Origin of the sequence: Collinsella sp. CLA-AA-H302 (assembly GCF_040093305.1) — a bacterium.
Taxonomy (GTDB): domain Bacteria; phylum Actinomycetota; class Coriobacteriia; order Coriobacteriales; family Coriobacteriaceae; genus Collinsella.
Genome location: NZ_JBBNJW010000006.1, coordinates 82995 through 95852 on the forward strand (window position 1 = coordinate 82995; position 12858 = coordinate 95852).

Annotated in this window: 13 protein-coding genes; all 13 read left to right on the plus strand. The window is 60.5% G+C overall.

Going from position 1 to position 12858, the window contains the following annotated elements; genetic code table 11:
- The first annotated feature begins 122 nt into the window (after positions 1-122).
- The 13 genes from AAAV21_RS05855 to AAAV21_RS05915 all read left to right on the plus strand — a co-directional run bounded on the left by AAAV21_RS05855 (position 123) and on the right by AAAV21_RS05915 (position 12846).
- Positions 123-608, plus strand: a complete 486-nt coding sequence (locus AAAV21_RS05855) for a YraN family protein (RefSeq protein WP_035138570.1) — start codon at positions 123-125, stop codon at positions 606-608.
- Complete coding sequence (locus AAAV21_RS05860; RefSeq protein ID WP_349108107.1) at positions 608-2131, plus strand: YifB family Mg chelatase-like AAA ATPase; 1524 nt, start codon at positions 608-610, stop codon at positions 2129-2131. The genes AAAV21_RS05855 and AAAV21_RS05860 overlap by 1 nt, the downstream gene beginning before the upstream one ends.
- Positions 2131-3063: a DNA-processing protein DprA gene (locus tag AAAV21_RS05865; protein WP_349108108.1), complete on the plus strand. Its 933-nt coding sequence runs from the start codon at positions 2131-2133 to the stop codon at positions 3061-3063. The genes AAAV21_RS05860 and AAAV21_RS05865 overlap by 1 nt, the downstream gene beginning before the upstream one ends.
- Before the next feature lie 14 nt (positions 3064-3077).
- On the plus strand, positions 3078-4415 hold the full coding sequence (gene trmFO, locus AAAV21_RS05870; RefSeq protein ID WP_253055967.1) for a methylenetetrahydrofolate--tRNA-(uracil(54)-C(5))-methyltransferase (FADH(2)-oxidizing) TrmFO: 1338 nt from the start codon (positions 3078-3080) through the stop codon (positions 4413-4415).
- 8 nt (positions 4416-4423) lie between these two features.
- Entirely contained in the window at positions 4424-5332 is a 909-nt protein-coding gene (locus AAAV21_RS05875; RefSeq protein ID WP_252200135.1) for a tyrosine recombinase, read from the plus strand.
- A gap of 219 nt (positions 5333-5551) precedes the next feature.
- Positions 5552-6280 (plus strand): 30S ribosomal protein S2, encoded by a 729-nt coding sequence (gene rpsB / locus AAAV21_RS05880; protein ID WP_006236109.1) that lies wholly within the window; start codon positions 5552-5554, stop codon positions 6278-6280.
- A gap of 45 nt (positions 6281-6325) precedes the next feature.
- The gene (gene tsf, locus AAAV21_RS05885) at positions 6326-7195 is read left to right on the plus strand and encodes a translation elongation factor Ts (protein ID WP_349108110.1); all 870 of its coding nucleotides are present in this window, start codon (positions 6326-6328) and stop codon (positions 7193-7195) included.
- A gap of 117 nt (positions 7196-7312) precedes the next feature.
- Positions 7313-8035: a UMP kinase gene (pyrH, locus tag AAAV21_RS05890; RefSeq protein WP_035138557.1), complete on the plus strand. Its 723-nt coding sequence runs from the start codon at positions 7313-7315 to the stop codon at positions 8033-8035.
- Positions 8036-8037: 2 nt separating this feature from the next.
- The gene (frr, locus tag AAAV21_RS05895) at positions 8038-8574 is read left to right on the plus strand and encodes a ribosome recycling factor (RefSeq protein ID WP_006236112.1); all 537 of its coding nucleotides are present in this window, start codon (positions 8038-8040) and stop codon (positions 8572-8574) included.
- A gap of 1 nt (position 8575) precedes the next feature.
- Positions 8576-9370, plus strand: coding sequence for an isoprenyl transferase (locus AAAV21_RS05900; RefSeq protein ID WP_089573403.1), 795 nt, complete (start codon positions 8576-8578; stop codon positions 9368-9370).
- Between the two features lie 2 nt (positions 9371-9372).
- On the plus strand, positions 9373-10272 hold the full coding sequence (locus AAAV21_RS05905) for a phosphatidate cytidylyltransferase (protein WP_349108112.1): 900 nt from the start codon (positions 9373-9375) through the stop codon (positions 10270-10272).
- Complete coding sequence (gene dxr, locus AAAV21_RS05910) at positions 10272-11459, plus strand: 1-deoxy-D-xylulose-5-phosphate reductoisomerase (RefSeq protein WP_349108113.1); 1188 nt, start codon at positions 10272-10274, stop codon at positions 11457-11459. The genes AAAV21_RS05905 and dxr overlap by 1 nt, the downstream gene beginning before the upstream one ends.
- Before the next feature lie 25 nt (positions 11460-11484).
- Positions 11485-12846, plus strand: a complete 1362-nt coding sequence (locus AAAV21_RS05915; RefSeq protein ID WP_349108114.1) for a M50 family metallopeptidase — start codon at positions 11485-11487, stop codon at positions 12844-12846.
- Positions 12847-12858: the final 12 nt, after the last annotated feature.

Genomic DNA, 12858 nt, shown 5'->3' on the forward strand with positions numbered 1-12858 from the left:
ATTGCTGCGTACGGCCCGTTTTTTGACGGCATTTGGTCAGCTTTTGGTTTGCTTCCGGTACTTACCCGCATGAAAGGTGCCCTCATCATCGGGGCAATGCAGCGTGCGGGAAAGGAGACCCCATGAGTGCCGCAAGCAAAAAGAGCAAGACGCAGCAGCTCAAGGAGCGTTGGGAAAACGGCGAGCTCGACTGCGGGGCGATGACGCCCGAGTTTATCAAGGGACTCAGTCCCCGCGAGCTGGGCATGCTGGGCGAGCTGATCACCATCGACTACTTTAACGAGCGCGGCTACACCTTGCTGGAGCAGGGTTATCGTTGCACCGAGGGCGAGGCCGATCTGGTGCTGCTCGATGAGCTCGACGATGTCGTGGTGATGGCCGAGGTCAAGACCAGACGCGTCGCACTGGATTGCAGCACGCGGGTCTTTCCCGAGGAGGCCGTGGACGCCCAAAAGCAACGCCGCTACCGCCGCATCGCAAGTTGCTATCTCATGGAGCATTATCCGCTCAAGGCGATTCGCTTCGATGCCGTGGGCGTCACCATTCGTGGCGGGCATATCGCCGAGATCGAGCATCAGTACAACGCGTTCGATTGGCAGGTGTCGTGATGGCGTTCGAGACGTTTGCCGTTCACGCGGCCTGCATCCGTGGCGTCGAGGCGATTCACGTCACGGTCGAGGTCTCGCTTGCAGGTGGTGTTCCGGGCATCCAAATGCTCGGCATTCCGAGTATGGAGGTGATGGAGTCACGCGGTCGTATTCGCTGCGCGATGCGCTCCGCCGGGTTCGAGATCCCACGCTCGGGCATTACGGTCAACCTAGCGCCCGGCGATATTCGCAAGAACGGTAGCGGCTTTGATCTGCCCATCGCCATCGCGGTTCTGGCGGCCGATGGGCAGATTCCCCGTGACAACCTCGATCGCTGCCTTATCGCCGGCGAGCTCGGCTTGGACGGTACGGTGCTTCCCGTCAAGGGCGAGGTGGCGTTTCAGCTATTGGCACGTGATATGGGGCTGTCCTTTATCGCCGGCTGGTCCGATCAGCATGTGCCGCTTGCGGGCGTGGATTGCGGATTTATCGATCATTTGTCTCAGCTTGCTCGCGGCATGGGCGATGCCGTGCGTCATTATCTGGATTCCGAGGGTGTTGAGGCGACCTTTGAGCCCGAACTCGACTATGCCGATGTGCTAGGGCAGGAAGTCGCTAAACGCGGCATGGCGCTTGCGGCCGCCGGCGAGCTCGGTTTGCTTATGATCGGGTCCCCGGGATCGGGCAAGACGATGCTCGCCCGTCGTATGACCGGCATCCTGCCCGAGCTTTCCGTTGAGGATCAACAGGAGGCGCTGTGCATCCATTCGGTTTTGGGTGAGAACATCGATGGCTTATTGGCAGGTCATCGGCCGTTTCGAAGTCCCCATCACAGCATATCAACGGCTGGCCTCATTGGCGGAGGGCGCCCGGTGCATCCGGGTGAGATCAGCCTGGCTCATGGCGGCGTGCTCTTTTTGGACGAGCTTGCTGAGTTTCCCACGGGTGTGCTGCAGACGCTGCGTCAGCCCATCGAACGCGGCTATGTGAGGATCGTGCGCGTCGACGGGGCCTTTACCTTCCCGTCGCGCTTTCAGCTGCTGGCTGCGAGCAATCCCTGCCCCTGCGGTTTTTTGGGCGATCGCGAGGTACCGTGTCGCTGCTCGGCGGCGATGGTCGAGCGCTATCGGTCTAAACTGCGCGGTCCTTTGGCCGACCGTATCGACATGATGATCGATGTGACCCGTCCCGACCCCCAAGTGATTATCGAGGGTGCGGAGGGTATGTCGTCTGCCGAGTTACGTGACTACGTTGTGCGCGGTCGCGCTTTTCGCGCCTGGCGCGAATCCCGTATGGACGATGCGGATGCCGAGGCCGAGGATGACGAGACACGGTCCATTGACGGCGTCGTTTCGACCTTTGAGCTCGATGATGCGGCGGAGAAGTGTGTGCTCGGCCTGTCGAAGCGCACACATCTCACGGGTCGCGGCATCGTGCGACTGGTGCGTATCGCGCGTACAATCGCCGACGTCGCCGAGAGCGAGCAGGTGACGCAGGACCACGTGCTTGAGGCAGCGGTGTACCAGGGAAGGAGGGACCAATGATGGCCGAGGGGACCTACGAGCTGCATCCAGGTGATGCGTTGTATCCCGAGACCGTTTTGGAGCTTTCTGATGTACCCCAGACGCTCTATGTGCGCGGCAACCCCGAGGTGCTTTCGACGCCCGCGCTCTCCATCATCGGCGCGCGCAAGGCCTCGCCGTATGGTCTTGCCGTGGCAGAGCTTGCGGCAAAGGTGGCGGTCGAGGCGGGAGTGACGGTAGTTTCGGGCGGCGCGGTCGGTTGTGACCAGGCCTCGGGTTGGGCTGCGGTCAACGCCGGCGGCAAACACGTCGTGGTGCTGGGGACGGGCGCCGACGTGGTCTACCCGCGTTCGAGCGCGGGGCTTATTATGCGCACGCTCGATACGGGTGGCGCGGTCGTGTCGATCTCTCCGTGGGGCATGGGTCCGCGCAAGTTTGCCTTTCCGCGCCGCAATCGCGTGATCGCGGCCCTGTCGCAAGCCCTCTTTGTATCCGAGGCGGGTATGCCTTCCGGGACGTTTTCTACAGCCGAGGCTGCTATGGATTTGGGGCGCGAACTTCTTGTCGTGCCGGGGTCGATCCTATCGCCCGAGTCGCGTGGCACGAATTACCTCATTGCGAACGGTGCTTGCTGCATCATCGACGAGGAATCTATCGAGATGGCTATCTCACGCATCTACGGCACCCTGCGCTACTCGCGCCCCGATGCTCCCGGCATTGCCGACCTGGATCCAACACAGCAGACCGTGATGCATGCGCTCATCGCCTCTCCGCTCAAGGTCAACGACATCGCGGCGCTCGTCTCGCTCGATGCCGTCGGCGTACTCAAACTCTTGGGTTCGCTTGAACTCGAGGGCCTTATCGATCGCATGATGGATGGAAGGTATGCGCCCTCCAAGTTTGCCCTTCACGCCCAGACACCCTTCGGTCACAATGGAAAACATGTCAATTAGAAAGGTGTTTGCAGATGCTGTTTGATCAGGTGACGGTTATCGGTGGCGGTCTGGCGGGTTCGGAATGCGCGATCCAGCTGGCAGACCGCGGTTTTGCCGTTAAGCTGTGCGAGATGCGCCCCCAGGTGAGCTCCCCGGCTCACCATACCGATCACTTGGCAGAGCTCGTCTGCTCCAATTCGTTTAAGTCGACCCGTCCGGATTCCGCGGCTGGTTTGCTGAAGGCCGAGCTTGAGCGCATGGGTTCAGTCCTGCTCGATTGCGCCCATCGCGCGGCTGTTCCCGCTGGCGGTGCCCTGGCGGTCGACCGCGTCAAGTTTTCCGAGCTTGTCGAGGCCGAGGTTGCCGCCCGTCCCAATATCGAGGTCGTGCACGGCGAGGTCACGCAGATTCCCGAGGGCCACGTGGTCATTGCCGCGGGCCCGCTGTGTTCACCGGCGCTGAGCGAAGAGGTCATGAAGCTCGTCGGTGGCGACGCCCTTGCGTTCTTCGATGCCGCGGCGCCGATCGTCGATGCCTCCACGCTCGATATGGACGTGCTGTTTTCGCAGTCGCGCTACGAGGAGCAGGGGAGCGGCGACTATCTCAACGCTCCGCTCAACAAGGAGGAGTACGAGGCCTTTATCGAGGCACTTACCACGGCCGACCGCGTGGTGCTCAAAGACTTTGAGGGCGGCGATCTGTTCCAGGCCTGCCAGCCTGCCGAGGAAGTTGCGCGCACCGGCAAGGACGCCATTCGCTTTGGCGCCATGAAGCCCGTCGGCCTCACCGACCCGCGTACCGGACGTCGCCCCTGGGCGGCGATTCAGCTGCGTGCCGAGAACAAGGAGAAGACCGCCTATAACCTGGTGGGCTTCCAGACAAACCTGACCTTTGGCGAGCAGAAGCGCGTCTTCCATATGGTGCCGGGCCTGGAGAACGCTGAGTTCTTCCGCTACGGTGTCATGCACCGCAATACCTTTGTCGACGCCCCGCACGTGCTCGATGGCACCTTTGCCGTGCCCGGTACCGGCGTGCGCCTGGCCGGTCAGATCACCGGCACCGAGGGGTACATGGAAGCCGTGGCGACCGGTCTGCTCGCGGCGCTCAACACCTATGCCGAGGCTATCGGTGTCGCGGGCGTCGAGTTGCCGCGCGTGGGCGCCCTGGGTGCGCTCGTGGGCTATGCGACCGATCCTGCCACCGTGGGCTATCAGCCTATGCATGTCAACTTTGGCCTGGTGCCGCCACTCGAGGATGGTAAGCGCCGCAGCAAGCGCGACCGCTACCAGGCCTATGCGGACCGTGCGCTCGAGGCCCTTGATGCCTATCTGGCCACTCGTCCTGATCTGTTTGGAGGCGACCGGTCATAGCCTTTGACCTGTACGACACCGTCGACTCGTTTATCGCCTATATCTCACGTGTCGAGGGACTTTCTCCCAACACGGTGACGGCCTACGGCTCGAGGCTGGAGCGCTTTGCTGCCTGGTGCGAGCGCGAGGATATCGATGCTTTCGCTGCCGACGTGCGCACCATTCGCCGCTATCTTGCCGAGCTTTCGCGTGAGCAGGTGGCTCCCCGAACGCTTGCGGCGCATCTGTCGGCTATCCGATCGCTCTATCGATGGATGGCTGCCGAGGGGGTCGTGGAGGGCGATGTGGTCTCGGCAATTTCCTCGCCCAAGCTCCCGCGCGATCTACCCGGTGTGCTGACGACCCAACAGGTGGAGGCGCTGCTCAAGACGCCTGATACCTCAACACCCGCGGGACTGCGCGATGCGGCGATGCTCGAGCTGCTCTATGCCTCGGGCGCCCGTATCTCTGAGCTCGCAGCACTCAATGTGGAGTCCATTGCGTGGTCCGAACGTACGCTGCGCCTGTGGGGCAAGGGGAGCAAAGAACGTATCGTCCCTCTGTATCGTCGTGCGCTCGAGGCGACGCGTCTCTATATTGAGGAGGGGAGGCCGGAGTTGCTCGCTCAGGCAAAGCGTCGTGACCCCGCTACCGGGCCGCATCCGCTGCTTATATCGGCGCGCGGTAATCGCATGAGTGCCGCCATGCTCAGGCGGCGGTTTCATATGCTGGCGACGCTCGCCGGCATTCCGGCCGACATCGCCCCGCATGCGATGCGCCATACCTTTGCGACCGACTTGCTCGAGGGCGGCGCGGACCTGCGCTCGGTTCAAGAGCTGCTGGGTCATGCGAGCCTGTCCACGACGCAGATCTACACGCATCTCACACCCGATCGGCTTAAGCGGGCTGTGGCTCAAGCCCATCCCCGCGGCGAATAGTGGCTGGGACGTCCCGCGCCGCGCTCAGGTGTGTGGTTTTGATTGCGGGTTGGCAGGAAGATGCATTCCTGCTATCATTCATCGGGTTGCTTCACGGCAACAGGTTTTTATCACGCACGCGCGGCTACTTCATACCGTGGTGCCCGGGCTTTGGTAGCACATGTCCGGGTTGGTTTTGGAGGATGACCCCGCGCGGAGGCAAACCACAGGAGGTTTAACATGGCTACCAAGATTAATATCCGCACCCTGCTCGAGGCCGGCTGCCACTTCGGTCACCAGACCCGTCGCTGGAACCCCAAGATGAAGCCGTTCATCTTCGGTGAGCGCAACGGCATCTACATCCTCGACCTCAAGCAGACTATCCTCGACGCCGACCAGGCCTACACCTTCGTCAAGAACGTCGCCAAGGGCGGCAACGTGCTGTTCGTCGGCACCAAGAAGCAGGCTCAGGAGGCCGTCAAGAACGCTGCTGAGCGCGCCAACATGCCTTACATCAACCAGCGTTGGCTCGGCGGCATGCTGACCAACTTCGTCACCATCCGCTCCCGCATCAACCGCATGGAGGAGCTCGAGGCCATGGTCGAGGACGGCCGCATGGCAGTGCTCCCCAAGAAGGAGCAGGCTGTTCTCGGCAAGGAGCTCACCAAGCTCCAGACCAACCTCGGTGGTGCCCGCGACATGAAGGGTCTGCCCCAGGCTCTCTTCGTCATCGACACCAAGCGCGAGGAGAACGCCATCAAGGAGGCTCAGCGCCTGAACATCCCCGTCGTCGCTCTGATCGACACCAACTCCGATCCCGACGAGGTCGAGTACGGTATCCCCTGCAACGATGACGCTATCTCCGCTGTCACCCTTATGTGCGAGCTCATGGCTGACGCCTGCCTCGCTGGCTCCGGCAAGGAGCAGGTCTCCGAGGCCGAGATGGCCGCTGAGCCCAAGGCCGAGTAAATCAGTCTTAGTTAATTCTTTTTCATCTCTTTGAAAGGAACCACAATGGCCCAGATTACCGCCGCTATGGTCAAGCAGCTCCGCGAGATGACCGACTCCCCGATGATGGAGTGCAAGAAGGCTCTCGTCGAGGCTGACGGCGACATGGACGCCGCTGTCGACGTTCTGCGTAAGAACGGCCTTGCCAAGGCTGCCAAGAAGGCTGGCCGTGAGACCAACGAGGGCGCTGTCGCCGCGTTCGTCTCCGAGGATGGCAAGACCGGCGCTCTGCTCGAGCTCTCCTGCGAGACCGACTTCGTTGGCTCCAACGCCAAGTTCACCGGCTTTGCTTCTAAGGTCGCTGAGGTTGTCGCTACCACCGAGCCTGCTGACGTCGACGCTCTGCTCGAGAAGCCGATGGGCGAGGAGACCGTTTCCTCCGAGCTCACCGAGATGATTCACATCATGGGCGAGAACATGAAGATCTCCCGCTTCGCTGCCCGCAAGGCCGAGAACGGCGCGCTCGCTTCTTACATCCACATGGGTGGTAAGATCGGCGTCCTCGTCGAGTTCGCCTTCGAGAAGGCCGAGACCGCTCAGGCTGAGTCCTTCAAGACCTTCGCTCACGACGTTGCCCTTCAGGTTGCCGCCGTCGCTCCGATCTGCGCTACCCGCGATCAGGTTCCGGCCGAGACCGTCGAGCACGAGAAGCAGATCTACATGGCCCAGGCTGCCGAGTCCGGCAAGCCCGAGGCTATCCAGGAGAAGATGGCTGTTGGCCGTCTGGAGAAGTTCTACAAGCAGTCCGTGCTCACCGAGCAGGAGTTCATCAAGGACAGCTCCCTCACCATCAAGAAGTACGCTGAGCAGGTCTCCAAGGATCTCGGCGACACCATTACCGTCGTTGCCTTTGACCGTCTGGTCCGTGGCGAGTAAATAAGCTCTTGTAGCTGGTAATGAGCAGGCTGTGGGTTTTACTCACAGCCTGCTTTTTCATGGCTCTTATCAGAGCCTTTGATATCATATTGAGAGTCTAATTAAAGGAGGATCGCTTTGTCCGACATCCGATATAAACGCGTGCTTCTTAAGCTTTCCGGCGAAGCACTGATGGGCGACGGCCAATATGGCATCGACCCCAAGGTTACCGACCATCTTGCCAAGCAGGTCAAGGAGCTGCTCGCCGTTGGCCATGAGGTCGGCGTCGTTGTCGGCGGCGGCAATATTTTCCGCGGCATGGCAGGCGCTGCTGGTGGCATGGAGCGTGCTCAGGCCGACTACATGGGCATGCTGGCAACCGTTATGAACGCGCTCGCCCTGCAGGATGCCTTCGAGCATAACGATGTTCCCTGCCGCGTGATGAGCGCTATCCAGATGAACGAGATCTGCGAGCCCTATATTCGCCGTCGCGCTATCAACCATCTGTCCAAGGGCAACGTCGTCATCTTCGCTGCCGGTTCGGGCAATCCGTACTTTACGACCGACACCGCCGCGGCTCTTCGTGCGTGCGAGATCGGCGCCGAGATTCTGATTAAAGCCACCAAGGTCGACGGCATCTACGACAAGGATCCCGTCAAGTGCGCCGATGCCGTCCGTTTTGACAAGATTACCTATCACGAGGTTCTCGTCCGCGGCCTGCAGGTTATGGATTCCACGGCTACGGCACTGTGCCAGGATAACCGTATGCCGATTTTGGTCCTCAACATCGATGGCGAGGACACCGTCAAGCGCGCGCTTTCGGGTGAGCCCGTCGGCACGCTCGTCTATCAGGAGGATTAAGCATGGCAGAGAACATCACCGCCCATATGGACAAGTCGCTCGAGTCCCTCAAGCATAACTTCTCCAAGGTCCGTACCGGTCGCGCCAACGCCAACATTCTGTCCGACATCACCGTTGATTATTACGGTGTCCCCACGCCGGTCACGCAGGTTGCCGCCGTCAAGACCCCCGAGGCTCACATGCTGCTCATCGAGCCGTGGGACAAGGCGCTCATCAACGCTATCGTCAAGGCCATCGGCGCTTCCGATCTGGGCATTACCCCCAACTCTGATGGCACCGTCGTTCGTCTGCCGTTCCCGGCGCCCACTGAGGAGCGCCGTCGCGAACTCGTCAAGGAGTGCCGCGAGTACGCCGAGCAGGCCAAGGTGTCTATCCGTAACATCCGTCGCGACTTCAACAATAAGCTCGAGCGCGATGAGGAGCTCACCGAGGACGATGTCCGTCGCGAGCAGGCCAAGGTCCAGAAGCACACCGATGAGTATGTCGCCAAGGTCGAGGAGCTTCTGAAGGAAAAAGAAGCCGAGGTCATGGAGATCTAAGGTGCAATACGACGAGCATAAACTGGTCGAGTACTTTGCCGACGCCCCTGCGGGCGTCGGTTTTTCCGACCTTGACCTCAATAACATTCCGCACCATATCTCGTGCATCATGGACGGCAACGGTCGTTGGGCCACGTCGCGCGGTCTTGCACGCACCGAGGGTCATAAGGCAGGTATCCTCTCGCTGCGCGAGATCATTACCGCCTGCGTGCGCCTGGGCGTCGACGTGCTTTCTGCCTATGCGTTTTCTACCGAAAACTGGAACCGTCCGCAGCATGAGGTCAACGTCTTGATGCATCTGTTTGCCAAGACGTTTATCGACGAGCTGCCTCTTCTGAAGCGCGAAAACGTGCGCGTTGTCTTTTTGGGCGACATTTCCGCGCTGCCCAAGAAGACCCGCGACGTTTTTGAACGCGGTCTTGCCGAGTGCGCCGATCACACCGGCATGACGCTGGCGCTTGCCGTCAACTACGGCGCGCGTGCCGAGATTACCCGCGCTGTCCGTCAGATTGCACTCGACGCTGCCGCCGGTAAGATCGATCCTGCCGCAATTGATGACGACATGGTGGCTTCCCACCTCTATACTGCCGGCCTTCCCGATCCTGAGCTTGTGATTCGCACCTCTGGTGAGCTGCGCCTTTCGAACTATCTGCTGTGGCAGGTGGCTTATTCCGAGTTCTACGTCACCGATACCTATTGGCCCGACTTTGATCGTTGGGGCCTTGTCGACGCCATTTTGGCCTATCAGGGCCGTGACCGTAGGTTTGGTGGACTGAGCAAGACCGAGGAGGCTTAATCGTGTCCGATCGTCCCAAGGCATCTGCTCCCAAGACGCCTGCGCGCAAAGCTGCCACTGCGGGAGCGCCTGCAGCGAAGAGCGGCACCGGTTCGTGGCTGGCGGGCTTTATTACCCGTGCCGCCGCCGGTATCGTCTACGCCGTTGTCTTTATCCTGTGCCTGGTTTTGGGTATCGTGCCCACGGCCATCTTTGTTTCTGTCATGAGCGGTCTGTGCTGCTATGAGTTTTTCCGTATGACAAGGCTCGATGGCAAGATGGCTAACGAGCGCATGGGTATCGCTGCCGCCGTACTCTTTCCGCTGTCGGCGTTGGGCGATTCGATGTTGCTGAATGCCCTGCTTTTTGCCTTGATGCTCACTGTGGGCATTTGGTATGTCTGGTCGCCGCGTACCCGCATCTCTGATGTGGCCGTGACGCTCATGGGTCCCATCTACACTGGCTTTATGCTGTCGGCTATCGTGCTGCTGCGCGATGCCGTGCCCGGTTTTGCCGGCGCCCTGCTTTCAGTGGGCGTTTGCGCGTCCCTTTGGGTCTCCGATTCGTTTGCCTACATCGTGGGCAGCCGTATCGGCAAGCACAAGATGGTTCCCAAAATCTCTCCCAAAAAGAGCTGGGAGGGGTTTGCCGGCGGCATCTTGGGCTCGGTTTTGATTTGGCTTATCCTGTGGGCTACGCACTTCTACAAGCTCAGCCTGCCCTATGCGCTGCTGTGCGGCGTGGTCGTGTCCATTCTGGGCGTTATCGGCGACCTTATCGAGTCGCGCATCAAGCGCGGTGTGGGCGTCAAAGATTCCGGCAACCTTATCCCGGGCCACGGCGGCATGCTCGATCGTAGCGATTCGCTTATCTTCGGCTGCATCACCGCGCAGCTGTTGCTGATGATCGGAGGCGTGCTGTAATGTCCTTCCAGACGACGTATGGCCCCGATGGACGCCTTCGCGTTGCCATCCTGGGCTGTACAGGCTCTATCGGCACCCAGGCGCTCGATGTGTGCCGCCAGCATGCCGATCGCCTGCAGGTGACGGCGCTGTCCGTTAACTCCAGTACCTCCGAGCTCGTTGCCGCTGCCCGCAAGTTCTCGGTTCCGGCGGTTGCCGTGGCCGATGTCGATCATGGCGATGACGCCGTGCTGCAGGAGTTGCCCGAGGGAACGAAGCTCGGCGTTGGCGCGCAGGCGGTTTGCGAGCTCGCGCGTCGCGACGATGTCGACTGCGTGCTCGTCGCTATTGTGGGCGCCGCCGGTCTCGAGGCGAGCCATGCGGCCTTGACCTCGAATAAGCGCCTTGCCCTTGCCAACAAGGAGTCCCTCGTCGTCGGTGGCGACTTGCTTATGCCGTTGGCACAACCGGGCCAGCTTATTCCGGTCGACTCTGAGCATTCCGCCATCTACCAGTGCTATCTGGGGGAGAACCCGCGCGAGGCCCACTGCATTTGGCTCACCTGCTCGGGCGGTCCGTTCTTTGGCCGCACGCGCGACGAGCTCGATCGCGTGACGCGTGCCGATGCCCTCGCGCATCCCACGTGGGCCATGGGTGCCAAGATCACCATTGACTCCGCCACCCTCATGAACAAGGGCCTGGAGCGCATTGAGGCCATGCATCTGTTTAACTGCGACCTCGATTTCATTAACGTGGTCGTGCAGCGTCAGTCCAAGATTCACTCTATGGTCGAGTTCGCCGACGGCTCCGTGATGGCGCATCTCGGTGCATCCGACATGCGTATTCCCATCCAGTTCGCGTTCTCGTATCCCGAGCGTTGGGATACCCCGGCGCCTCGTATCGATTTCCGCGAGCTGGGGCAGCTCACGTTTGATGCTGCCGACATGGATACCTTCCGCTGTCTGGCACTGGCCGAGCGTGCCGGCAAGACGGGTGGCACCATGCCGTGCGTGCTCAATGCCGCCAACGAGGTTGCCGTCGATGCCTTCCTGCACGATGGCTGCAGCTTTACCGATATCGATCGCATTGTGGAATCCTGCATGGACGCCCACGATATGCAGGCGGTCGATTCGTTTGAGCAGCTTCGCGACATCGATGCGTGGGCGCGTGAAAAGGCTGCGCAGGTGCTCGCCGCAACCCGTTCCTAACCCATAAGGATTGCTTTTTCGTTTTATGGATACTGTTCTGAGCGTTCTCTCATCGGTCTTTTGGGGCCTGCTGATGCTTTCCGTCCTCGTGTTTTTGCACGAGGGCGGCCACTTTTTGGCGGCGCGTGCCTGCGGCGTCCGTGTGACCGAGTTCTTTTTGGGTCTGCCGTGCCGCTTTGACATCCATTACACGTCGCGTCGCATTGGAACCAAGTTTGGCGTGACCCCGCTGCTGCTGGGTGGCTACGCTGCCATCTGCGGTATGGATCCGACCGATGTTTCGTGCGCCGATCGCGTGCTCGCGGCTATCTATCGTCATGGTCGCGTGACCGTGGCCGACCTTGCTGTCGAGCTCGAACTTTCCGAGGAGGATGTGCTCGAGGCATGCGCCCTTTTGCTGGGCTGGGGCTCCATCGCGCCCTGGTATGAGGAAGGGGAGAAGCCCTCGCCGAGCTACTATCCCACCAAATATCAGACGTTGCCACGAGACACGGCAGGCTATACCACCTTTGATGGTCGCCGTTTCGATCGCGAACATGCGACTGCCGAGGGCGATGTGTGGGAGCTGCCGTGCGGCGAGGCCGAGTTCCTTGCGCAAGAACGCTCGCACACCTATCTTGGCCAAGGCTTTCTCAAGCGCGCCTTTATGCTGCTCGCAGGCATTATCGTCAATATCTTGACGGGTTTTTTGCTCCTTATGAGCATCTATTCCATTGCGGGTGTCACCGTGCCGATGGATACCAACGTGATCGGTCAGGTTGACGAGGGGTCTATTGCCGCCAAGGCGGGTATCGAGGCCGGTGATGCGATCCTTTCGGTTGACGGTGTCTCATGTTCTACTTGGATGGATGTCTACGATGCCATCGGCAAGGCCGCCGGTAAGGACGATATCGCCATCGAGTACGAGCGTGACGGCAAGCAGCATTCGACCACGGTTGCGCTCAAAGAGGACGAGCGCCTAGGTGTGTATGCCTCTACGCAGGTGGTCCGTTTAGACCCGATCACCTCGGCGCGTCTGTCATTCTCCTATGTTGTACAGACGGCGGATGGCGTGATGCGCCTACTCCAGCCGCAGCATACGATGGAGATTCTCGATCAGTCTTCTTCGATCGTGGGTATTAGCGTTATGTCCTCACAGGCTGCTGCTGCCGGCCCCGCAACGTTCCTGTCGTTTGCCGCGCTCATTTCGTTCTCGCTTGGCTTTATGAACCTGCTGCCCATCCCACCACTCGATGGCGGCAAGCTGGTCATCGAGATCATTCAAAAGATTGCGGGCCGCGAGCTTCCGCTCAAGGTCCAGACGATTGTGAGCTATGTGGGCATCGCGCTCTTTGCGCTGCTGTTTGTCTATATGCTTCGTTCCGACATCCTTCGATTTATTCTGTAGGGGAGTGTTTGG